Below are 21,608 nucleotides of genomic sequence, written 5' to 3'. Positions count from 1 at the left end.
GCCGCTAGATCAAGCCGCTATCCGCGATGAAACGATAAAGATCAGCGTCCGTCGAGAGATCCAGCTTTCGCATGGCCGCGCATTTTTGTGCGCTGATCGTCTTCACGCTGCGGTCCAGTTCTTTCGCGATCTCGGTGACGTTCGCGCCGCGCGCGTAGCGCTCGATGACTTCGAGTTCGCGGCTCGTGAGCCTCTGCCGAATGAACCGCGCGTGACTTTCGGCATCCGCGAGTGCCAGAGTGCGGCGTATGGCGGGTCCGAGGTAAGTCTCGTTGGCGATGACCGAAACAATGGCCACATAGATCAGATCGAGCCGGTCTTCCTTGCTGAGGAACGCCTGGGCTCCCGCTTCCAGCGCCTTTTTGACGATCGCCGCGTCGTCGCTGCGGGACAGCACGATGGTGCGGACATCCGGATACTGGTTCGCCACATGCTGGATCAGTTCGATGCCATCGCCATGGCGTCCGCCCGGCATGAAGAAGTCGATGATTGCCACATCGCACTCGTCCCGCGCGAGCGACTCGTCGAGCTGCGAGGAATTCGTGCTGCGACTCACCACTTCGACATTGGGAAAACTCCCAGCAAGGCGCTCGATCGCGAGGATGACGAGTGGATGATCATCCGCTATCGCGAGCCTGATCCGTTTAGCGTGCGAGAACACCTGGCTCCCGTTCCCGAATTCCATCGACTCAAACCCCTTCGCTTCACGCGAAATCAAATCCACATCCAAAAACGAAGCACAAGCATCGGATACCGAAACATTGAGATACATAAGATGCATCCGAAATAAAACAAACAAAAATCATCCCAGTCCGCGTGCGCGAACAAATGCGAACAATCCGGGGTCGTTCCTGACCCCGAGCTTATTCATCGCGTCGCGTTTTTGACGACTGATGGTGCGAACGTCGCGATCGAGCTCTTTCGCGATCTCCGTGATCGAATGCCCCTTGGCGAACAGCCGCACGACTTCGATCTCCCTCGGCGAAAGCCGCGGCTCTTCCGAGGAAAAGTCCGTCTCGGTGCCCGCCTCGGCGAGCGCGGCGGAGAACGACGCGCTCACGAACCGCCGCCCGACACTCGCGTGCCGCACAGCCGTCGCCACGAGTTCGATCGGCTCGGCTTTGTTGACGAGGCTGGTCGCGCCGGCGTTCAGAATGGAGCGCAAAATCGCTACATTACTTACGCTGGTCAGCACAACAATGCTGATGTCTGCAAAATCCTGTCTCACCTTGCGAATCAGCAGCAATCCGTCGTTCGCATCGACACCCGGCTCGGGCATGGCGAAATCCGTGACCAGAACGTCGCACGGCTTGATGGCAAGTTCGGACAACAACGTGCTCGCGTTATTTGCCTCACCGACGACTTCCATTCCGTCGTCGCCTGCAAAGAGCGCTTTCATTCCGAGAAGAACGAAAGGATGATCGTCAGCCAGTACGATTCGAAGCTTCAAGAGGCCCCCGGTCATTTTGTGGGTTTTTGAAATTTGCTTGCGGCGGCGAGCCCGCCCGTGGAAATACTCCACGTCAGCAGCCTCGACCACACTTTTCATTGAGTTGGTGTTTACCGAACCGCGTTAAACAAACACATCAAAAACGGCCAAACTCAATGACATAAAGCAAATAAGTAGTGCTTTTATTCTCTTGAATAATTGCTTCAAAAATAGGATGCGATTAATTCGCATACCATAGGAAAAGTCTGATTAGGCTCCCGCAAAATTTCGACTTCGAATCGAGTTGCACCAGGTCAAAGACGCGACGGCGAGAGATTAATATGCGGCAGAGGAAAACGGGGCGTGCCCCGCCATAATTCAGACAGCGCCTTGCCGGAATGAAAAAAATGGGCCGTGGGCTATTAGAGCCGAGACTCATCGTTCCGAACGGTTTGTGCGAGCTCGGATGGGGACGCGTTAATTGGACAGGCGCGAACGACCCATGCCGTGTTTTGGCGAATCATCATTTCGATATTTATTGAAATATCGAACGCCGTGCGGTATCGTCCACACAATGGACTCGAACCTCGTCGTACGCGCGCTCGGCGCGCTCGCTCATGAATCGCGGCTCGCGGTGTTCCGAACGCTCGTCGTCGCGGGCCCCGGAGGCATGGCCGCTGGCGAGATCGCGCAGCAGGTCGGACTCGCGCCGTCGAGTCTGTCGTTTCACCTCAAGGATCTCTCGCACGCGGAACTCGTCACCCCGCGCCAGGAAGGTCGCTATGTTTTCTACTCGGCCAACTTCGGGGCGATGAACAGCCTGATTGGCTTCCTCACGGAGAACTGCTGCGCGGGCGCGCCGTGCGACGCCAGCGGGCTGCCGAACTGCTGCGGAGATTCGGCATGAAGCGCGAGGGATTGCTCGCCGATCGAACATCGCGGAATCCAATGAGCACGACCGACCCCACGCGCGCTAACGCTGCCTCGACGATCGGCTTCTTCGAGCGATACCTGACCGTTTGGGTGGCGCTGTGCATCGTCGCGGGCATCGGCCTCGGACAGATTTTTCCGGGACTCTTTCACGCGATCGGCGATATGGAAGTCTCGCAGGTCAACTTGCCGGTTGGCGTTTTGATCTGGGTGATGATCATTCCGATGCTGGTCAAGATCGATTTCTCCGCGCTCGCGCAGGTCGGCGCTCACTGGCGGGGCATGGGCGTGACCTTGCTCGTGAACTGGCTGGTCAAACCGTTTTCGATGGCGCTGCTCGGATGGATTTTCGTGCGCCACGTGTTTGCCGCCTGGCTGCCCGCCGGCCAGCTCGACAGCTACATCGCAGGTTTGATTCTGCTGGCAGCCGCACCCTGCACCGCGATGGTCTTCGTGTGGTCGCAGCTGTGCAAAGGCGACCCGTACTTCACGCTCTCGCAAGTGGCGCTCAACGACGCGATCATGATCGTTGCGTTCGCTCCGCTCGTGGCGCTGTTGCTCGGATTGTCGTCGATCACGGTGCCCTGGGGCACGCTGATCGTTTCGGTCGGACTGTACATCATCATTCCGGTGCTGCTCGCGCAGTGGCTGCGCAAGCGTCTGATAGCGAGAGGCGAGGCGCACTTCAGGGAGACCGTCGCCCGCCTGGGCCCGTGGTCGATTGCTGCGCTCCTCGCAACACTCGTACTGCTGTTCGGTTTTCAGGGCGAGGCGATCGTGCGAGAACCGCTCGTTATTGCGATGCTCGCCGTGCCGATCCTGATTCAGGTGTTTTTCAATTCGGGGCTCGCTTATCTGCTCAATCGCCGCCTTGGCGTCGCGCATTGCGTCGCTGGACCGTCGAGCCTGATCGGCGCAAGCAACTTCTTCGAGCTGGCCGTCGCCACGGCCATCAGTCTGTTCGGCTTTCAATCGGGCGCGGCACTCGCCACGGTCGTCGGTGTGCTCATCGAGGTGCCGGTCATGCTGCTGGTGGTGGGCGTCGTCAATCGTTCGCAACGCTGGTACGAAGCCGCCTGACCACTTTCCACAGACATGTTTCCAGATCTCCCGAATCTCAACGCTGCCCACGCCGACATCCCCGACAGCGAGAAGCTGCAGCCCCGAACGATTTCGACACACGCGCCGCGAATCCTGTTGCTATATGGCTCGCTGCGACCGACGTCGTACAGTCGTTTTCTCACGCTGGAGGCCGAACGTCTGTTGCAAACGTTCGGTGCCGACACTCGTGTGTTCGATCCTTCCGGCCTGCCGATGGTCGACAGCGTGTCAGCCGATCATCCGAAGGTGGTCGAACTGCGCAAGCTTTCCGAGTGGTCGGAAGGACAGGTATGGTGCAGCCCCGAACGGCACGGCACGCTCGCCGCCGTGTTCAAGAACCAGATCGACTGGTTGCCGCTGGAGTCAGCCGGAATTCGACCGACCCAAGGCCGCACGCTCGCCGTCATGCAGGTATGCGGCGGTTCGCAGTCGTTCAACGCGGTGAACGCGTTGCGCGTGCTCGGCCGCTGGATGCGTATGGTCACCATCCCCAATCAATCGTCGGTGGCCAAGGCCTGGCAGGAGTTCGACGAGACCGGCCGGATGAAGCCTTCGTCCTACTACGATCGCGTCGTCGATGTGATGGAAGAACTCGTGAAGTTCACACTGCTGGTTCGTGACCGATCGGACTACCTCACGAATCGCTACAGCGAACGCAAGGAAGCGCAGCCGGAAGAGGCAAGCTCGCTCGCGGCGATCGCGATGGAACGCGAATGATGCCGGCCATTTTGTCCGCGCAGGTAAAGAAAAACCCCGCGCGAAGGCGGGGTTGATCTTTACGCTTTCGGTAGCGAAACCTCAGAACGGAATATCGTCGTCCATGTCGTCGAAGCCGCCGCCCGCCGGCGCGCTCGGGCGGCTCGAACCGCCACCCGCGCCACCAGCGCCGCCGCCGCTCGGGCGTCCGCCGGCAGGGGCCCGGCCGCCACCACCACCGCCGCCGCCGGAGCGCTCCATCGGTGCGCTGCGGCTGTAGCCGCCGTCATCGCCGCCAGCGCCCGCGCCGCCGCGGCCGCCGAGCATCTGCATCTGATCGGCGACGATTTCGGTCGAGTAACGCTCCTGGCCCGACTGATCGGTCCATTTGCGCGTACGGATGCGCCCTTCGATATACACCGACGAGCCTTTCTTCAAATACTCGTTGACGATCTCGGCGAGCCGGCCGAAGAACGCCACACGATGCCACTCCGTGAGTTCCTTGAATTCGCCGGAGCCTTTGTCCTTGTAGCGGTCCGTCGTCGCGAGACGGATATTGGCCACGGCGTCGCCGCTCGGGAGATAGCGGGTTTCCGGGTCGGCGCCCAGATTGCCCACGAGAATGACCTTGTTGACTGATGCCATGATTTCTCCGGTAGATTCCTTGCTAACTGTCAACCGTACGATGCGATTGGCCGATCCCGTCTTCAGACGTGACGTCGGCTGCACCGCGCCGGTTTGATTCGATGGTTCAAAAATTCTCTCAGGCCGCGCGCTCGGTCCGGCGCGGCGGCGCCTTCATTCCGGCCGCGACCAGAAGCCACGCGAGCACCAGCCCCGAACAGGCGAAGAACACCGCGCTCGGCCCGTCGAGCTTGAGCAGCCAGCCGCCGATCACCCCGCCCATGGCAAGGCCGATCGACTGCGTCGTGTTGTACACGCCCGCTGCCGCGCCCTTTCTCGTGCCCGGCGCGAGCTTCGACACCAGCGAAGGCTGCGATGCCTCCAGCACGTTGAAGCCGAGAAAGTACACGAACAGAATGGCGGCCACTGACCACAGCGTATGAGGAGCGGCGCCCAATAACAACTGACCGATCAGGATAAGCCCGATCGCACTCAGCATGACGCTCTTCATTTTTCCACGTTTCTCGGCGGCGATGATGGCCGGCACCATCATGACGAACGCGAGCGCCATCACGGGCAGGTAAATCTTCCAGTGCGACGCGACCGGCAGCCCGCCTTCCTCGAGAATGCGCGGCACGACGAGAAACAGCGCGGTCTGCGTGGCGTGCAGCACGAGCACGCCGAAGTTCAGACGCAGCAATTCGACGTTATGCAGCACTTCGGCGAAAGGCGCCTTGACGTGAACGGGATGCGCCGGCGGATCGGGCACGACCCAGAAGACCACGCCGACGGCGAGAATCGACAGCACGCCGATCACCGTGAAAAGCCCGCTCATGCCGACCCAATGGAACACGATCGGCGCGCCGACAATCGCCACCGCGAACGACACGCCGATGCTGCCGCCGACCATTGCCATCGCCTTGGTGCGGTTTTCCTCGTGCGTCAGGTCCGCGATGAACGCGATCACCGCCGACGACACCGCGCCCATGCCCTGAATCACGCGCCCCGCGATGATCCACGTCATCGAGTGCCCGACGGCCGCGACGAAACTGCCGAGCGCGAACACCAGCAGACCGAACGCGATGACCGGCTTGCGTCCGAACTTGTCGGACACCCAGCCGTAGAAGATATAGAGCATCGATTGCGTAACGCCGTACGCGCCGAGCGCGATGCCGACGAGCAGCACGTTGTCTCCGCCGGGGATGGTTTTCGCGTAGATGGAAAACACCGGCATGATCATGAAGAGCCCGAGCATGCGCAGGGCGAAGATCGCGGCGAGCGACACGGTCGCGCGCAGTTCCGGCGCGCTCAGACGTGTGGACGTGGCAGACGGATTGGACATCAGAAACGGGAAATGGATGAGAGTCGCGTCTGGCCTGGCCTGCGGCGCAGCCAGGCGCGGTCGCCTTGTTCTTGCTCGAAACGGCACTATATGGGACACACGGCCTGGGCCGCCGCGTGCCTCGCCAGCAAGCCCCCGCGCCGGCCGATCGCCGCGCATCCGGCCCTTCGGGCTCGGGCGCTGCGCCCTTTAAAAGTCGTTATAGTAGCAGGTTTGGCCCCCTCTCTTTCCGCCCGGCACAGGCAACATGGCCCGCCGGAGCGGATGAAAGCGCCGCTGAAAACACCAGAGAGAACCCCGGAACACACTCGTGGAAGAAATTCGCATTCGTGGGGCTCGCACCCACAATCTGAAGAACGTCAATCTCGACTTGCCGCGCCACAAGCTGATTGTGATCACGGGGCTGTCCGGGTCGGGCAAGTCGTCGCTCGCATTCGATACGCTGTACGCGGAAGGTCAACGCCGTTACGTCGAAAGTCTTTCGGCGTACGCGCGGCAATTCTTGCAGCTGATGGAAAAGCCGGACGTCGATCTGATCGAAGGTTTGTCGCCTGCCATTTCCATCGAGCAGAAAGCGACTTCGCACAATCCGCGCTCGACCGTCGGCACCGTCACCGAAATCCACGACTATCTGCGCCTCTTGTACGCGCGCGTCGGCACGCCGTATTGCCCGGATCACCTGATTCCGCTGGAGGCGCAAAGCGTCTCGCAAATGGTCGATGCCGCGCTCGCGCTACCCGAGGAAACCAAGCTGATGATCCTCGCGCCCGTCGTCGCGGATCGCAAGGGCGAGCACGTCGAATTGTTCGAGGAAATGCAGGCGCAGGGTTTCATCCGGTTTCGCATCCGCTCGGGCGGCGGCACGGCGAACGAGGGTGTCGCGAAAATCTACGAAGTCGATTCGCTGCCCAAGCTCAAAAAGAACGACAAGCATACGATCGATGTCGTGATCGACCGCCTGAAAGTGCGGCCCGACATGAAGCAGCGTCTCGCGGAATCGTTCGAAACGGCGCTGCGTCTCGCCGACGGCCGCGCGATCGCGCTCGAAATGGACACCGAAAAGGAAAAGCTCTTCAGCTCGAAGTTCGCGTGCCCGATCTGCTCGTACTCGCTGCCGGAACTGGAACCGCGGCTTTTCTCGTTCAATAATCCGATGGGCGCGTGCCCCGAGTGCGACGGGCTCGGCCAGATCACCTTCTTCGATCCGAAGCGCGTGGTCGCGCATCCGTCGCTGTCGCTGGCGGCGGGCGCGGTGAAAGGCTGGGACCGTCGCAATCAGTTCTATTTTCAGATGCTGCAGAGCCTCGCGGCATTCTACGAATACGAGATCGACGCGCCGTTCGAGGATCTGCCCGAAAAAGTGCGCAAGATCCTGCTGTACGGGTCCGGCAAGCAGGCGATTCCGTTTTCGTACATCAACGAGCGCGGACGCGCGTCGGTGCGTGAGCATGCGTTCGAAGGGATCATCCCGAATCTGGAGCGGCGCTACCGCGAGACGGATTCGGCCGCCGTGCGCGAGGAACTCGCGAAATACCAGAACAATCAGCCGTGCCCGGCGTGCGAAGGCACGCGTCTGCGGCGCGAGGCGCGTTTCGTGAAAGTCGGCGCGGACGATCAGGCGCGCGGCATCTACGAAATCAGCGGCTGGCCGCTGCGCGACGCGCTCGGCTACTTCCAGACGCTTCGGCTCGAAGGCGCGAAGGGCGAAATCGCCGACAAGGTGGTCAAGGAAATCGTCGCGCGGCTCTCGTTCCTCAACAACGTCGGGCTGGATTATCTGTCGCTGGAACGGAGCGCCGAAACGCTGTCCGGCGGCGAGGCGCAGCGCATCCGGCTGGCATCGCAGATCGGCTCCGGGCTCACCGGCGTGATGTACGTGCTCGACGAGCCGTCCATCGGCCTGCATCAGCGCGACAACGACCGGCTCATCAATACGCTCAAGCATCTGCGCGATATCGGCAATTCGGTGATCGTCGTCGAACATGACGAGGACATGATCCGCATGGCCGATTACGTCGTCGACATGGGGCCGGGCGCGGGCGTGCACGGCGGCGTGATCGTCGCCCAGGGCACGCCGGTTCAGGTGCAGAAAGACGCCAATTCGATCACCGGCCAGTATCTGTCCGGCAAGCGCACGATCGGCTACCCCGCCGAGCGCACCGCGCCGGACGAGCGCATGCTGCGCATCGCCGAGGCGCACGGCAACAATCTGAAGCGCGTGACGCTGGATCTGCCTGTCGGACTTTTGACCTGCGTGACGGGCGTGTCCGGCTCGGGCAAGTCCACACTTATCAACGACACCCTTCAGCACGCGGTCGCGCAGCACCTGTACGGCTCCTCGACCGAGCCGGCGCCGTACGAGTCGATCGAGGGTCTGGAGCACTTCGACAAGGTGATCGCCGTCGATCAGTCTCCGATCGGCCGCACGCCGCGCTCGAATCCGGCCACCTACACCGGCCTTTTCACGCCGATCCGCGAGCTTTTCGCGGGCGTGCCGGCGGCGAAGGAGCGCGGCTACGACCCCGGCCGCTTCTCGTTCAACGTCAAGGGCGGACGCTGCGAGGCGTGCCAGGGCGACGGCGTGCTGAAGGTGGAAATGCACTTTCTGCCCGATGTCTACGTGCCCTGCGACGTGTGCCACGGCAAGCGCTACAACCGCGAAACGCTGGAAATCCAGTACAAGGGCAAGAACATCAGCGAGGTGCTGGACCTGACGGTCGAGTCCGCGCACGAGTTCTTCAAGGTGGTGCCGGTGGTCGCGCGCAAGCTGAAAACGCTGCTCGACGTCGGTCTCGGCTACATCCGGCTCGGCCAGTCCGCGACCACGCTGTCGGGCGGCGAAGCCCAGCGCGTCAAGCTTTCGCTGGAACTGAGCAAGCGCGATACCGGTCGGACGCTGTACATCCTCGATGAACCGACGACCGGTCTGCACTTCCACGACATCGCGCTTTTGCTCGAAGTGATCCATCGGCTGCGAGATCAGGGCAACACGGTCGTCATCATCGAGCATAATCTCGACGTAATCAAAACCGCCGACTGGGTGATCGATCTCGGTCCGGAAGGCGGCGCGGGTGGCGGGCAGATCATCGCGCAGGGGACGCCGGAACAGGTCGCGAAGTCGAAAGCGAGTTTTACCGGCAGATATCTGGCACCCTTGTTGCAACGAGCCAAATCAGCGGCCTGAACGCCGGCGCAGGGGCGCCGCGCGCCAGACCATGGGGATGCGCCGCGCGCGCCGCGGCACGAATAACCGTCGTACGCAGCAGGGGAAAGGAACGCAGTCATGGCGAAGCGCAACGAAGCGGCCAACGAGGAGGCACGGGTACGGGACCTGCCGACGCGCCACGTCAGGCTGACGAGCGACATGAGCTTGCCGAAGCTGTCGGCGGTGGAAATCGGCAGCTATATTCTCGCGCTGCTGGCGCTGTACCTCACGCTCAGGCTGCAACTGCTCGGCGGCATGCTCGCCGGCATGCTGGTGTTTCAGCTCACGCACATGATGGCGCCCGTGATCGAGCGTCACGTCGTGAGCAAGGGCGCGCGGCTCATCGCGGTCGGGCTGATCTCCGCGATCATCGTCGGCGGATTGACCGGCGCGACGATCGCCACCATCGAACATTTCGAGCGCGATTTCCCCAGCCTGCAAAAACTGCTCGATCAGCTGATGAGCATCACGTCCAGCGCGCGCCTCAGCGTGCCGGACTGGATCGCGAATTATCTGCCCGTGGACACCGTGCAGATGAAGGACAAAGCCACCGAACTGATGCACAAGCACGCCGAGATGCTGCAGCAAGGCGGCAAGGAAATGGCGCGCGGCTTCGGGCATATCGTGATCGGCATGATCGTCGGCGCGATCATCGCGGTCAGCGCGCCGCGCGCGATGCATCATCGGCTGCCGCTGTCCACGGCGCTCGTCGCGCGCGTGTCGCGCTTCGCCGACGCCTTCCGCCGCATCGTGTTCGCGCAGATCAAGATTTCGGCGATCAACGCCGTCTTCACCGCGCTGTATCTGCTCGTCGCGCTGCCGCTCTTTCACGAGAGGCTGCCGCTTTCGAAGACGCTGGTGCTGATCACGTTCATCGTCGGGCTGTTGCCGGTGGTCGGCAATCTGATTTCGAACACGATCATCGTCGGGATTTCGCTGTCGGTGTCGTTCGGCACCGCGGTCGCGTCGCTCGCGTTCCTGATCTTGATCCACAAGCTCGAATATTTCCTGAACGCGCGCATCATCGGCGGGCAGATCGAGGCGCGCGCGTGGGAACTGCTTCTCGCAATGCTCGCGATGGAAGCGGCGTTCGGCATTCCAGGCGTAATCGCCGCGCCGATTTTCTACGGATATATCAAGCGCGAGCTGATTTATCTGCGGCTCGTCTGAAACGTCGTCCGCAAATGAAAACGCCCGCAAGCATCTTGCGGGCGTTTTCGCGTCTGAAGCACCTTTAACGGAATACGACAGTCTTGTGTCCGTTCAGCAGAATGCGATGCTCCGCGTGCCATTTCACCGCGCGCGCGAGCGTCACGCATTCGACATCGCGGCCGATCGCCGTCAGTTGATCCGGCGTCATGTTGTGGTCGACGCGCTCCACTTCCTGCTCGATGATCGGGCCTTCGTCGAGATCGGAGGTCACGTAGTGCGCGGTCGCGCCGATCAGCTTCACGCCGCGGTCGAACGCCTGATAGTACGGCTTCGCGCCCTTGAAGCTCGGCAGGAACGAGTGATGGATATTGATCGCGCGGCCCGCGAGCTTCTCGCACATGTTCGCCGACAGGATCTGCATGTAGCGCGCGAGCACGACGAGATCGGTATCGTGCTGATCGACGATTTCCAGCACGCGCGCTTCCTGCGCGGCCTTCGCTTCGGGCGTCGACTTCAGAAGCGGCAGATGATGGAACGGAATGTCATAGCTCGCGGCGAGCTGATAGAAATCCTTGTGGTTCGAGATGATCGCCGGAATCTCGATCTGCAACTGGCCGGTGCGATAGCGGAACAGCAGATCGTTCAGGCAATGGCCGATCTTCGACACCATGATGACGACGCGCGGCTTCACCGACGCATCATGCAACTCCCAGCGCATGCCGAATTCGTCGGCGAGATCGGTGAAGGACTTGCGCAGCGCTTCGAGGCCGGGATCGCCGCCGACTTCCTGAAAATGCACGCGCATGAAGAACTCGCCGGTGCGGCTGTCGCCGAACTGCGCCGAGTCGAGGATATTGGCGCCGAGGTTGAACAGGAAGCCGGACACGGCATGCACGATCCCCGGACGATCCGGGCACGACAACTTCAGATAGAAACTATGTTCGGTCGACATGACCTTTCCTCGTTCGTTTGATTCTTGATGTTCAGAGCGGCGGCGGATCGAGCAGCGCGGCGATGCCTTCGCACGCGTCTTCGTCGATCCACTGGTGGCGCAGCATGCAGTCGAGCGTCGCGAGACTGGCGTCGACGGTAAGCGCGCCCTCCTCGATCCAGCGCGCGACATCTTCGATGCGCGCGAGACGATGCTCGCCGACTTCGCCATCCTGATTGCGCGGCGCGAAATCGGGCGGCAGACAGACGTCGTAGACGAAGATCTGCTCGGCCTGCGTGCCTTCGGGCAAGGACTGCAGCACATGGAAGGTGCGGCCGCGCGCGGCGGTTTGCGCGAGTTCCGCGCTCATGCCCGCCTCTTCCCAGCATTCCTTCACGAGCGTGGGCATCAGCTCGAAACCCCAGCCGATACCGCCCGCCACGATGTTGTCGAGCATGCCGGGATCGGTCGCCTTGGTGTCGCTGCGGCGCGCGATCCACAACTGCGGCGCCTTGTCCCGATATTTTACGATGCCGTTCAGATGCACCGCGTAGGTCATCGTGCCGAAGAATCGCGATGCCGCACGCTCGATGAATGCGAGCGGCGGCGCGTCGAAGTCGTTGCGGATCGCGTAGGTTTCGTCGCGCCAGCCCGGGATTTTTCCTTCGGCGTAAAGCGCGCCGATGACCGCGCCGAGCGCGGCGCTGCGCGTATTCACATCGGCGAGCGATGCATGCAGGCGAACCGATGCCGCGTCGACGTCGAACACGTCCGGCCAGCGGCGCAGCGCGTCGACATCGGCATGGCGAATCCAGCCGACGCGTTCAGCCCCGATGAAAAACGGCGCGTGCGCGGCCGCGTCGAAATGGCGCGCGGCGAGGATGGCGGGCAAAGTCATGCGCAAGCCCTCAGTCGCGCAACGCGACGCGAATGCCCAGCGCGATGAACGTCACGCCCGCGAGCCGGTCGAGCCACACGCCCAGGCGCGGACGGCGCTTCAGCCACGCGCCGATCATCCCCGCGCCGATGCCGAACAGCGAAAACACGACGACCGTCTGCAACATGAACACGCCGCCCAGTTCGAACATCTGCAGCATCACGCCTTGCGCGCCGTGCGGATCGACGAACTGCGGCAGGAACACGATGAAGAACAGCGTGACTTTCGGATTCAGCATGTTGCCGATCACGCTCTGACGGAACACCGTCGAAAGCGGCTGGCTCGGACGCTCGTGCGCGGTCGCGAGACCATGACTGCGCAACGCCTTGATGCCGATCCACACCAGATACGCCGCGCCCGCGAACTTCACCGCCTGAAACGCCATGGGCGACGAACGCAGCAGCGCCGCGATGCCGAGCGCCGCGAGCGTCGTATGGAAGATCACGCCGAAGGCGAAGCCGAGCGCTGCGACGAGGCCCGCGAGACGCCCTTGCGAAATGCCGCGCGCCAGCACCTGAAGATTGTCCGGACCGGGCGCGACGGTAATCGCGACCGATGCCGCCAGAAAGAGCAGGAAGTTGGGCATCTCAATGTCCGCCGAATTCGCACACGGTATAGAGCGGCACGCCGTTTTCGCGCAGCAGCTTCGAGCCGCCGAGATCCGGCAAATCGATGATTGCCGCCGCTTCCACCACATTCGCGCCGAGCCGTTCTAGCAGAATCTTGCCCGCCATCATGGTGCCGCCGGTCGCGACCAGATCGTCGACGATCACCACGCGATCTCCCGGCTTGCACGCATCCTCGTGAATCTCGACGGTCGCGCTGCCGTATTCCAGGTCGTACGACTGCGAGAGCGTCCTGTAGGGCAGCTTGCCCTTCTTGCGGATCGGCACGAAACCGAGGCTCAGCTCGTACGCGAGAATCGGCCCGATGATGAAACCGCGCGCGTCCATGCCGGCGATCACATTGACGTTCTCGTCGATATAGCGCTGCACGAACAGGTCGATCAGCGTGCGCAGCGCGCGGCGATCCTGCAGGACGGGCGTGATGTCGCGAAACTGCACGCCGGGCTGCGGCCAGTCGTCGACGGTACGCACGCGTTCCTTGATGAAACGCGCGGCGTCGAGCTGGGCGTTCGAAGGGGTAAGGGACATGACTTCTCCGGAGTCCGCGCCGTGAGGCCGCGCGTTCGCCTTGGTGACAAAAGAGAGAGACTACGCCGCCCGGCGATTGCGCGAGAGCCGTTCTTCGGCAAGCGCCAGCACTTCGGGCAGGCCGCGCAGCACGACGATATCGTTCGCGCGCAGCTTGGTGTCGGGGTCGGGTTCGACGCCCCGGATGCCGTGGCGCCGGATCGCGGTCACCTCGACACCCTCGCCGACGAGCCCGAGATCGTCGAGCGAATGCCCGACGGCTTCGGAATTTGCGTCGATGGGTACGGATTGTAGCCGGACCTGCTCGTGGCCATCGTCGTCGTCGTCGTCGTCGGCGCCGCGGAAATAGCCGCGCAGAAGGCTATAGCGCGCATCGCGCATTTCCTCGACACGCCGCACCACGCGACGCATCGGCACGCCCATCAGCACGAGTGTGTGCGACGCGAGCATCAGACTCCCTTCGACGATCTCCGGAATCACTTCCGTCGCGCCCGCGGCGGTGAGCTTTTCGAGATCGGCGTCGTCGACCGTACGCACGATCACGGGCAAGGTCGGCGCGAGCTCGTGGATGTTGTGCAGCACGCGCATCGCGGAAGGTGTGTTCGCGTAGGTGATCGCGATCGTCGCCGCGCGATGCAGGCCCGCCGCGAGCAGCGACTCACGCCGCCCGGCATCGCCGAACACGACCGACTCGCCGGCCGCCGCCGCCGCCGCGACGCGGTCCGGGTCCAGATCCAGCGCGACGTAGGAAATGCCTTCCTGCTCCAGCATGCGCGCGAGATTCTGCCCCGCGCGGCCGTAGCCGCAGATGATCACGTGGCCGCTCTGCTTCAGGCTCTGCGTCGCGATCTTCGTCATCTGCAAGGATTGCAGCATCCATTCCGTCGACGACAACCGCAGCACGATGCGGTCCGCGTTCTGGATGATGAACGGCGCGGCGAGCATCGAAAGGAGCATCGCGGAAAGAATCGCCTGCAGGATGATCGGGTCGACGAGATGCGAATCCAGAATCAGGTTCAGCAGCACGAAGCCGAATTCGCCCGCCTGCGCGAGCCCGAGGCCCGTTCGCATCGCGACGCCCGGCGACGCGCCGAACACGCGCGCGAGACCGGTGATCATCACGGCCTTGAGCAGAATCGGCAAGACGAAGAAGCCGAGCACCAGCAACGGATGCTCCCAGATCACGCGCGGATTGAGCAGCATGCCGGTCGTCACGAAGAAGAGACCGAGCAGCACGTCGCGAAACGGCTTGATGTCCTCTTCCACCTGATGCCGGTACGGCGTCTCCGCGATCAGCATGCCCGCGATGAACGCGCCGAGCGCGAGCGACAGGCCGAACTTGTCGGTGATGAACGCCGCGCCCAGCGTCACGAGCAGCAGGTTCAGCATGAACAGCTCTTGCGAGCGCCGCCGCGCGACGATATCGAACCAGCGCGTCATGAACTTCTGGCCGACGAACAGCAGCACCGTCAGCGCGACGACGATCTTCACCGCGGCGATGCCGAGCCACATCGCGAGCTGCGACGAATTGCCGTTGCCGAAGGCCGCGATGATGATGAGCAGCGGCACGACCGCCAGATCCTGAAACAACAGCACGCCGAAGATGTTGCGGCCGTGCTCCGCTTCGAGTTCGAGCCGTTCCGCGAGCAGCTTGCTGACGATGGCCGTCGACGACATCGACATCGCGCCGCCGAGCGCGAAGCTCGCCTGCCATGTCATGTTGATCCAGAAGTGCGCGATCCAGCCGAACAGGAGCGCGAGCGCGATGGTCGCCGCGACCTGGCTCGCGCCGAGTCCAAACACGATGCGCCGCATCGAGCGCAGCTTCGACAGCGAGAACTCCAGCCCGATGGAAAACATCAGGAAAACCACGCCGAATTCGGCGAGATGCTGCGCGCGGTCCGTATCTGGCGCGATACCCGCTGCGTGCGGCCCCACGATGATGCCGACCGCCAGATAGCCGAGCATCGGCGGCAGATTGAAATAGCGGAATACGACGACGCCTGCCACGGAGCAGAGCAGCAGCAACAGCGTCATTTCGAGCGGAGATGTCATCCGTCTAGCGTCCTCGTTCGGCGGCGAGCCGAAGCGCTTTGCTGACGCGCTCCGGAATCTTGAAAAAGCCCCTGACGCCGGGGCCCGCGGGGGGCGGATAGGCGGCGGCGTGCCGGGCTGCCTGAGGGGCAGCCCGGAATCGCCTTTGCTATACTCCGCGCATGATAGCGAAAATCAATGGCGACCGGGCACTGGCGCTGGCTCGCAACGTAATCCAGATCGAAGCCGACGCGGTTCGCGGGCTTTCCGAACTTCTCGACGAAAACTTCACGAACGCGGTCGAAACGCTGCTCGGCTGTCGCGGCCGCGTGGTCGTTTCGGGCATCGGCAAGTCGGGCCATGTGGCGCGCAAGTTGGCCGCGACACTGGCCAGCACCGGCACGCCCGCGTTCTTCGTGCATCCGGCCGAAGCGAGCCACGGCGACCTCGGCATGGTCACCGCCGACGACATCTTCATCGCGCTGTCGAACTCGGGCGAAACCGAAGAGCTTGTCGCCATTCTGCCGCTCATCAAGCGGCTCGGGGCGAAGTTGATCGCAATCACCGGCCGTCCCGAATCCAGTCTCGCGCAATTGGCGGACATGCATCTGAACGCGCGCGTCGACAAGGAAGCGTGCCCGATGAATCTCGCGCCCACGGCCAGCACGACCGCCGCGATGGCGCTCGGCGATGCGCTCGCCGTCGCCGTGCTCGACGCGCGCGGCTTCGGTCCCGACGATTTCGCGCGCTCCCACCCGGGCGGCGCGCTCGGCCGGCGCCTGCTCACCTACGTGCGCGACGTGATGCGCGTGGGCGACGAAGTGCCGGTCGTCCTGCTCGACGCGACCGTTTCGGACGCGCTCTTCCAGATCACCGACAAGCGCATGGGCATGACCGCCGTCATCGACGAAAATCGTCACGTGCACGGCATTTTCACCGACGGCGATCTGCGCCGCATCCTTCAGCGCGACGGCGATTTCCGTGCGCTGAAGATCGCCGACGTCATGAGCCGTAATCCGCGCACGATCGCGCCGGACCATCTCGCGGTCGAAGCCGTGGAACTGATGGAGCGCTATCGCATCAATCAGATGCTGGTCGTGGACACCGATGCGACGCTGATCGGCGCACTGAACATGCACGACCTCTTCTCCAAGAAGGTAATCTGATGGCGCAGAAGCCTCCCACCGCCGCCGAACGCGCGAGCCGGCTCAAGCTGATGGTGTTCGACGTCGACGGCGTTTTCACCGACGGCAGCCTCTACTTCAGCGCCGACGGCGACACGATGAAATCGTTCAATTCGCTCGACGGCCACGGCGTGAAAATGCTGCAGTCGGTCGGCGTGCAGACGGCAATCATCACGGGACGGCAATCCGGCATCGTCGCGGCGCGGGCGCGCGAACTCGGCATCACGCATCTCTATCAGGGCGTCGCGGATAAAACCGTCGCGCTCGCCGAGCTGCTCGACGCGACCGGCATCGCGGCCGACGAATGCGGTTATATGGGCGACGACTGGCCCGATCTCGCGGTGATGCGCCGTTGCGGCTTCGCGGCAGCGCCCGCGAACGCTCATCCTGAAGTGATTCAGCGCGTGCACTGGGTCGCGGAAGCGCGCGGCGGACACGGCGCGGTCCGCGAAGTCTGCGATGCGATCCTGCGCGCGCAGCATCGTTATGACGCGCTGCTCGCGGCGGCGCTCGGAGGCTGAGCCCATGCAGCGTCCCGGAAAGCTTGCGTCCCTTTTGCCGCTCGTCGCCGTGGCGGCGCTCGCCGGCGGCACTTACTGGCTGCTGCAGGCGTCGCTGCCTTCGGCCGGCCAGGCGCCGCCGCCGGAAAAGCGCCACACGCCAGACTATTTCGCCAACAACTTTTCCGTGTCCGAACTCGACGCCACCGGCACGACGCAATATCGTCTGACGGCGAAGTCGATGGTGCATTACGAAGACGACGAAATCAGCGACCTGACGCTGCCCGCGATGCGAATGTTCCAGCCGCAGAAGCCCACCGTCACGGCGACGGCCCTGCGCGGCACGGTCAATGGTGACGTCTCGATCGTCGATCTCTACGACGACGCCCGCATCCTGCGCGCGGCCGGCTACGGAGATCCGCAGATGCAGGCTGATTCCCAGCATTTTCGCGTGCTGGTGAACGACGATGTCATCGAAACGGAAAAACCGGTTAGACTTCAGCGCGGCCCGTCCGTGATGACGGCCGATGGCATGAACTACAACAACGTGACCCGGGTAATGAAGCTATTCGGTAACGTGCGCGGTGCGATCGCCGCCACGGATATCAACGGCGGCTCGTCGAAATAACCCCGGCACTCCCATCCGAATTGTGACTGCATGAACGAAAGGTTCCCTCGTCCCGATGGCGGCCATGCGCGCGCAACGCTCGCGCGCCACGCCACGCACGCCGTGCGGGCCGGGCTCGCTGCCGCCCTGACTGTCGGGCTAGCGCTGGCCGCGCTGCCGGCGCACGCCGAGAAGGCAGACCGCGACAAACCGCTCAACATCGAAGCGGACAACATGTCCTACGACGATCTCGGCCAGAAGAACGTCTTCACCGGTCACGTGGTCGCGACCAAGGGCACGATCGTCATCAAGGCGGATCGCGTGGAAGTCACGCAGGATCCGCAGGGCTATCAGTACGCGACCGGCACGTCGACGGGCAATAACCTCTCGTATTTCCGCCAGAAGCGTGACGGCCTGGACGAGTACATCGACGGCAACGCGGTACGCATCGACTACGACGGCAAGAACGACTTCACCAAGCTCACGACGCGCGCCGTCGTGCGCCGCCTGCAGGGCCTGACGAAAGTGCAGGACGAAGTGCACGGCAGCGTGATCACGTACGACGGCCAGAAGGACTTCTATACGGCAACCGCCGGCAAGGACCAGGCTAGTCCCGGCAATCCGAGCGGCCGGGTGCGCGCGATGCTCGCGCCGCGCTCGGGCGGCGCCGCGCCGCTGAACGGGTCGCCTGCCACGCTTGCTCCGTCGAACACCATTCAAGGAAACCCGCAGCAGTGAATGCGCCCGCCATGCCCCACCGCAAGCCGGAAGGCGAGTCGAGTTCGCTCGTCGTCCGTAATCTGAAGAAGCGTTACGGGTCGCGCACCGTGGTAAAGGACGTCTCGCTCGATGTGAAGAGCGGCGAGGTGGTCGGCCTGCTCGGCCCGAACGGCGCGGGCAAGACCACGTCGTTCTATATGATCGTCGGCCTCGTGCCGCTCGACGCCGGCGAGATCGACCTCGACGGCAATTCGATCAGCCTCCTGCCCATCCATCAGCGCGCGCATCTCGGCCTGTCGTATCTGCCGCAGGAAGCCTCGGTGTTTCGCAAGCTCACGGTCGAGCAGAACATCCGCGCGGTGCTGGAACTGCAAACGGATGAATCCGGCAAGCGCCTGTCCAAAGACGCCATAACCAAGCGCGCGGAAGCCTTGCTCGACGAACTGCAGATTGCGCACTTGCGCGAGAACCCCGCGTTGTCGCTGTCGGGCGGCGAGCGCCGTCGTGTCGAGATCGCGCGCGCGCTCGCGACCAACCCGAGCTTCATTCTGCTCGACGAACCGTTCGCGGGCGTCGACCCGATCGCGGTGCTGGAAATTCAGAAGATCGTGAAGTTTCTGAAGCAGCGCAACATCGGCGTGCTGATCACCGACCATAACGTGCGGGAGACGCTCGGCATCTGCGATCACGCGTACATCATCAGCGACGGCTCCGTGCTCGCGGCGGGCGCGCCGAGTGAGATCATCGAGAACGAAAGCGTGCGCCGCGTCTATCTCGGCGAACATTTCCGCATGTGAGTGCGGCCGGATGAGATGCGGAATTAGTGCGCCGCATCAAGCCGAAGCAGCAAATCTTACGTGCCGCCCTTCCCGGGCGGCATGCGCTTTTTGGAATCGCCGCGAGGTTTCGCGCGCGTGGCAAACTCTCTACAATGAATAAAACTTTGCCATGAAAGCCAGCCTCCAACTCCGCCTCTCGCAGCATCTTGCGCTGACCCCGCAACTTCAGCAGTCGATCCGGCTGCTGCAGTTGTCGACGCTCGAACTGCAGCAGGAAGTCGCGATGGCCATCGCCCAGAATCCGCTGCTCGAGAACGAGGACGACTGGATCGCGAGCCCGCTGCGCGTTGCCGCGGACGGATCGCTGATCGCATCGCCGGCGACGCAGAACGCGCCGTCCGAGTCGATGATGAGCAATGGCTCGTCGTCAAGCACGTCCAGTTCCGAACGTTCGGAAAGCAGCGAACCACAGGGCGTCGACGAATACAACGGCATGGGTTCGGACAGCGGCCAGGATTCGAGTTCATGGAATCTGGAAGACTACGGCCGCTCGAACAACGCCTCCGACGACGACGATCTCCCGCCGTTGCAAATCCACGAATCGACCACGACGCTGCGCGACCATCTGACGGCGCAGTTGCGCATGACCGCGGCGAATCAGCGCGATCGCGCGCTCGTCACGTTTCTGATCGAATCGCTGGACGAAGACGGTTATCTGACTTCATCGCTCGATGAGGTTCAGATGGATCTGCCCGAGGAACTCGAAGTCGATCTCGACGAACTCAGCGCAGCGCTTGCGTTGCTGCAAAGTTTCGACCCGCCCGGTGTGGGCGGTCGCTCGGCATCGGAATGCCTGAAGCTGCAGTTGCTTCGGCTCGACGGCTCGGCCACGCGCACGCTCGCGCTCGAGATCGTCACGAACCATCTGGAACTGCTCGCCGCGCGTGACTTTACGCGCCTGCGCAAACAACTGAAGGCAGGCGACGACGCCCTGCGCGACGCGCATGTGCTGATCAAGTCGCTGGAGCCGTTTCCGGGCGCCGCGTACGGAAAGAGCGAAGCGGATTACGTGGTGCCGGACATTCTCGTGCGCAAGAGCGCGAGCGGCTGGACGGCGGAGCTGAATCCGGAGATCGTGCCGAAGCTGCGGATCAATCATCTGTACGCGAATATCCTGCGCAACAATCGTGGAGACCCTGGCAGCGGTTCACTGCGTCAGCAGCTTCAGGAAGCGCGCTGGCTCATCAAGAACATTCAGCAGCGGTTCGAGACGATCCTGCGTGTCGCGCAGGCCATTGTGGAGCGTCAAAAGAACTTCTTTGCACATGGTGAAATCGCCATGCGGCCCTTGGTTTTGCGGGAGATTGCTGATACGCTGGGATTACACGAATCGACGGTTTCTCGTGTGACGACAGGGAAGTACATGCTCACCCCATTCGGGACGCTTGAATTTAAGTACTTCTTTGGATCGCACGTTTCGACCGACACGGGAGGCGCGGCATCGTCCACGGCGATCCGGGCCCTCATCAAGCAACTGATAGGAGCGGAAGACCCCAAAACTCCTCTTTCAGACAGCCGCATCGCCGAACTGCTGGCGGAACAAGGATTCGTGGTCGCGCGGCGCACCGTCGCCAAGTACCGCGAAGCCCTCAAGATCCCTGCAGTGAATCTGCGCAAGTCTCTATGACCCGTCTCTGTAGTCCATCGCGTGTTGCGATGGGCGTTTCCCGGCCGCATCGCGAGAGCGCGGACGTGCCGGCCGATGCATCCCGTTTTTCAGTCGCGCCGGGATGACGCGCTGACGGAATGCACAGCCGACCGGTATCGGACGAGCCGACGTGATCTTACGGCCATTAGCTTGGAGAGCAACTATGAATCTGAAGATCAGTGGACACCACCTCGAATTGACGCCTGCGTTGCGCGAGTACGTGATCACGAAACTGGACAGGGTGCTCCGTCATTTCGATCAAGTGATCGACGGCAACGTTGTCCTCTCGGTCGACAATCATAGGGAAAAGGAAAAGAGGCAGAAGGCAGAAATCAACCTGCACCTAAAGGGTAAGGACATTTTTATCGAGAGTTGTGACGCTGATATGTACGCGGCGATCGACCTGATGGTCGACAAGCTCGACCGGCAGGTCATCAAGCACAAGGGCAAGATCCAGGGTCATGCCCACGAGTCGGTGAAGTATCGCGGCGAACCGCAGGAAGTGGAAGCGCCGTCGCAGTGAATATGCACTGCGCGCGAGCGCGCCGCCCGATCGCCGGATGATCGCGAAGCCC

Annotated in this window: 21 protein-coding genes; 12 read left to right on the top strand and 9 right to left on the bottom strand. The window is 62.7% G+C overall.

Going from position 1 to position 21,608, the window contains the following annotated elements:
- Positions 1-4: 4 nt before the first annotated feature.
- Both NK8_RS01350 and NK8_RS01345 read right to left on the bottom strand, forming a co-directional pair.
- On the bottom strand, positions 5-685 hold the full coding sequence (locus NK8_RS01350; protein ID WP_213226914.1) for a response regulator transcription factor: 681 nt from the start codon (positions 683-685) through the stop codon (positions 5-7).
- 117 nt (positions 686-802) lie between these two features.
- Complete coding sequence (locus NK8_RS01345; protein ID WP_225936185.1) at positions 803-1,549, bottom strand: response regulator transcription factor; 747 nt, start codon at positions 1,547-1,549, stop codon at positions 803-805.
- A gap of 454 nt (positions 1,550-2,003) precedes the next feature.
- Between NK8_RS01345 and NK8_RS01340 the strand changes: the two genes are divergently transcribed.
- The 3 genes from NK8_RS01340 to arsH are packed head-to-tail and all read left to right on the top strand — an operon-like array spanning position 2,004 to position 4,177.
- Positions 2,004-2,336: a helix-turn-helix transcriptional regulator gene (locus NK8_RS01340; protein WP_213226912.1), complete on the top strand. Its 333-nt coding sequence runs from the start codon at positions 2,004-2,006 to the stop codon at positions 2,334-2,336.
- Positions 2,337-2,377: 41 nt separating this feature from the next.
- Positions 2,378-3,439 carry an ACR3 family arsenite efflux transporter gene (arsB, locus tag NK8_RS01335; RefSeq protein WP_213226910.1) on the top strand — a complete coding sequence of 354 codons (1,062 nt, stop codon included), beginning with the start codon at positions 2,378-2,380 and terminating at the stop codon, positions 3,437-3,439.
- 15 nt (positions 3,440-3,454) lie between these two features.
- On the top strand, positions 3,455-4,177 hold the full coding sequence (gene arsH / locus NK8_RS01330) for an arsenical resistance protein ArsH (protein ID WP_213226907.1): 723 nt from the start codon (positions 3,455-3,457) through the stop codon (positions 4,175-4,177).
- A gap of 81 nt (positions 4,178-4,258) precedes the next feature.
- On the opposite strand, the gene NK8_RS01325 is transcribed toward arsH, so the two are convergent.
- Both NK8_RS01325 and NK8_RS01320 read right to left on the bottom strand, forming a co-directional pair.
- Positions 4,259-4,801 (bottom strand): single-stranded DNA-binding protein, encoded by a 543-nt coding sequence (locus NK8_RS01325; RefSeq protein WP_213226905.1) that lies wholly within the window; start codon positions 4,799-4,801, stop codon positions 4,259-4,261.
- Between the two features lie 118 nt (positions 4,802-4,919).
- The gene (locus NK8_RS01320) at positions 4,920-6,122 is read right to left on the bottom strand and encodes an MFS transporter (RefSeq protein WP_213226903.1); all 1,203 of its coding nucleotides are present in this window, start codon (positions 6,120-6,122) and stop codon (positions 4,920-4,922) included.
- 310 nt (positions 6,123-6,432) lie between these two features.
- Between NK8_RS01320 and uvrA the strand changes: the two genes are divergently transcribed.
- Both uvrA and NK8_RS01310 read left to right on the top strand, forming a co-directional pair.
- A complete protein-coding gene (gene uvrA / locus NK8_RS01315) occupies positions 6,433-9,306 on the top strand; it encodes an excinuclease ABC subunit UvrA (RefSeq protein ID WP_213226901.1) in 2,874 nt (957 codons plus the stop codon).
- Between the two features lie 99 nt (positions 9,307-9,405).
- A complete protein-coding gene (locus tag NK8_RS01310) occupies positions 9,406-10,497 on the top strand; it encodes an AI-2E family transporter (protein WP_162064799.1) in 1,092 nt (363 codons plus the stop codon).
- Positions 10,498-10,561: 64 nt separating this feature from the next.
- Here NK8_RS01310 and purU read toward each other — a convergent pair whose 3' ends face one another.
- The 5 genes from purU to NK8_RS01285 are packed head-to-tail and all read right to left on the bottom strand — an operon-like array spanning position 10,562 to position 15,556.
- Positions 10,562-11,431 (bottom strand): formyltetrahydrofolate deformylase, encoded by an 870-nt coding sequence (gene purU, locus NK8_RS01305; protein ID WP_213226899.1) that lies wholly within the window; start codon positions 11,429-11,431, stop codon positions 10,562-10,564.
- Between the two features lie 31 nt (positions 11,432-11,462).
- Positions 11,463-12,308 (bottom strand): NUDIX hydrolase family protein, encoded by an 846-nt coding sequence (locus NK8_RS01300; RefSeq protein ID WP_213226897.1) that lies wholly within the window; start codon positions 12,306-12,308, stop codon positions 11,463-11,465.
- Between the two features lie 10 nt (positions 12,309-12,318).
- On the bottom strand, positions 12,319-12,933 hold the full coding sequence (locus NK8_RS01295; RefSeq protein ID WP_213226896.1) for a LysE family translocator: 615 nt from the start codon (positions 12,931-12,933) through the stop codon (positions 12,319-12,321).
- A gap of 1 nt (position 12,934) precedes the next feature.
- Positions 12,935-13,501, bottom strand: coding sequence for an adenine phosphoribosyltransferase (locus NK8_RS01290; protein ID WP_162064795.1), 567 nt, complete (start codon positions 13,499-13,501; stop codon positions 12,935-12,937).
- A 60-nt stretch (positions 13,502-13,561) separates the two neighbouring features.
- Complete coding sequence (locus NK8_RS01285; protein WP_162064794.1) at positions 13,562-15,556, bottom strand: monovalent cation:proton antiporter family protein; 1,995 nt, start codon at positions 15,554-15,556, stop codon at positions 13,562-13,564.
- Between the two features lie 161 nt (positions 15,557-15,717).
- Here NK8_RS01285 and kdsD point away from each other — a divergent pair, with 161 nt between their 5' ends.
- From kdsD to raiA, 7 genes are all read left to right on the top strand, one after another.
- Entirely contained in the window at positions 15,718-16,701 is a 984-nt protein-coding gene (gene kdsD, locus NK8_RS01280) for an arabinose 5-phosphate isomerase KdsD (RefSeq protein WP_162064793.1), read from the top strand.
- Positions 16,701-17,240: an HAD family hydrolase gene (locus NK8_RS01275; protein ID WP_061172718.1), complete on the top strand. Its 540-nt coding sequence runs from the start codon at positions 16,701-16,703 to the stop codon at positions 17,238-17,240. The genes kdsD and NK8_RS01275 overlap by 1 nt, the downstream gene beginning before the upstream one ends.
- A 4-nt stretch (positions 17,241-17,244) precedes the next feature.
- Positions 17,245-17,847, top strand: coding sequence for an LPS export ABC transporter periplasmic protein LptC (gene lptC, locus NK8_RS01270; RefSeq protein WP_061172717.1), 603 nt, complete (start codon positions 17,245-17,247; stop codon positions 17,845-17,847).
- A gap of 30 nt (positions 17,848-17,877) precedes the next feature.
- The gene (gene lptA, locus NK8_RS01265) at positions 17,878-18,564 is read left to right on the top strand and encodes a lipopolysaccharide transport periplasmic protein LptA (RefSeq protein WP_213226895.1); all 687 of its coding nucleotides are present in this window, start codon (positions 17,878-17,880) and stop codon (positions 18,562-18,564) included.
- A gap of 11 nt (positions 18,565-18,575) precedes the next feature.
- Entirely contained in the window at positions 18,576-19,343 is a 768-nt protein-coding gene (gene lptB, locus NK8_RS01260; RefSeq protein ID WP_174257975.1) for an LPS export ABC transporter ATP-binding protein, read from the top strand.
- A 151-nt stretch (positions 19,344-19,494) separates the two neighbouring features.
- Positions 19,495-21,012 (top strand): RNA polymerase factor sigma-54, encoded by a 1,518-nt coding sequence (locus NK8_RS01255; RefSeq protein WP_162064790.1) that lies wholly within the window; start codon positions 19,495-19,497, stop codon positions 21,010-21,012.
- A 184-nt stretch (positions 21,013-21,196) separates the two neighbouring features.
- Positions 21,197-21,556, top strand: coding sequence for a ribosome-associated translation inhibitor RaiA (raiA, locus tag NK8_RS01250; RefSeq protein WP_162064789.1), 360 nt, complete (start codon positions 21,197-21,199; stop codon positions 21,554-21,556).
- Positions 21,557-21,608 lie beyond the last annotated feature (52 nt).

Origin of the sequence: Caballeronia sp. NK8 (assembly GCF_018408855.1) — a bacterium.
In the GTDB taxonomy this organism is placed as follows: domain Bacteria; phylum Pseudomonadota; class Gammaproteobacteria; order Burkholderiales; family Burkholderiaceae; genus Caballeronia.
Note: the sequence above shows the minus strand (reverse complement) of the source record. Positions and strands in the feature narration are given on the sequence as shown.

Excerpts from the sequence above, each read along its gene's own strand:
- lptB (WP_174257975.1), top strand. The coding sequence starts at position 18,576 with ATGCCCCACCGCAAGCCGGAAGGCGAGTCGAGTTCGCTCGTCGTCCGT.
- arsB (WP_213226910.1), top strand. The coding sequence starts at position 2,378 with ATGAGCACGACCGACCCCACGCGCGCTAACGCTGCCTCGACGATCGGC.
- NK8_RS01310 (WP_162064799.1), top strand. The coding sequence starts at position 9,406 with ATGGCGAAGCGCAACGAAGCGGCCAACGAGGAGGCACGGGTACGGGAC.
- NK8_RS01295 (WP_213226896.1), bottom strand. The coding sequence starts at position 12,933 with ATGCCCAACTTCCTGCTCTTTCTGGCGGCATCGGTCGCGATTACCGTC.
- arsH (WP_213226907.1), top strand. The coding sequence starts at position 3,455 with ATGTTTCCAGATCTCCCGAATCTCAACGCTGCCCACGCCGACATCCCC.
- NK8_RS01300 (WP_213226897.1), bottom strand. The coding sequence starts at position 12,308 with ATGACTTTGCCCGCCATCCTCGCCGCGCGCCATTTCGACGCGGCCGCG.
- NK8_RS01350 (WP_213226914.1), bottom strand. The coding sequence starts at position 685 with ATGGAATTCGGGAACGGGAGCCAGGTGTTCTCGCACGCTAAACGGATC.
- NK8_RS01285 (WP_162064794.1), bottom strand. The coding sequence starts at position 15,556 with ATGACATCTCCGCTCGAAATGACGCTGTTGCTGCTGCTCTGCTCCGTG.
- kdsD (WP_162064793.1), top strand. The coding sequence starts at position 15,718 with ATGATAGCGAAAATCAATGGCGACCGGGCACTGGCGCTGGCTCGCAAC.
- raiA (WP_162064789.1), top strand. The coding sequence starts at position 21,197 with ATGAATCTGAAGATCAGTGGACACCACCTCGAATTGACGCCTGCGTTG.
- NK8_RS01345 (WP_225936185.1), bottom strand. The coding sequence starts at position 1,549 with ATGAAAAGTGTGGTCGAGGCTGCTGACGTGGAGTATTTCCACGGGCGG.
- lptC (WP_061172717.1), top strand. The coding sequence starts at position 17,245 with ATGCAGCGTCCCGGAAAGCTTGCGTCCCTTTTGCCGCTCGTCGCCGTG.
- NK8_RS01275 (WP_061172718.1), top strand. The coding sequence starts at position 16,701 with ATGGCGCAGAAGCCTCCCACCGCCGCCGAACGCGCGAGCCGGCTCAAG.
- NK8_RS01255 (WP_162064790.1), top strand. The coding sequence starts at position 19,495 with ATGAAAGCCAGCCTCCAACTCCGCCTCTCGCAGCATCTTGCGCTGACC.
- NK8_RS01290 (WP_162064795.1), bottom strand. The coding sequence starts at position 13,501 with ATGTCCCTTACCCCTTCGAACGCCCAGCTCGACGCCGCGCGTTTCATC.
- NK8_RS01320 (WP_213226903.1), bottom strand. The coding sequence starts at position 6,122 with ATGTCCAATCCGTCTGCCACGTCCACACGTCTGAGCGCGCCGGAACTG.
- NK8_RS01325 (WP_213226905.1), bottom strand. The coding sequence starts at position 4,801 with ATGGCATCAGTCAACAAGGTCATTCTCGTGGGCAATCTGGGCGCCGAC.
- lptA (WP_213226895.1), top strand. The coding sequence starts at position 17,878 with ATGAACGAAAGGTTCCCTCGTCCCGATGGCGGCCATGCGCGCGCAACG.
- NK8_RS01340 (WP_213226912.1), top strand. The coding sequence starts at position 2,004 with ATGGACTCGAACCTCGTCGTACGCGCGCTCGGCGCGCTCGCTCATGAA.
- purU (WP_213226899.1), bottom strand. The coding sequence starts at position 11,431 with ATGTCGACCGAACATAGTTTCTATCTGAAGTTGTCGTGCCCGGATCGT.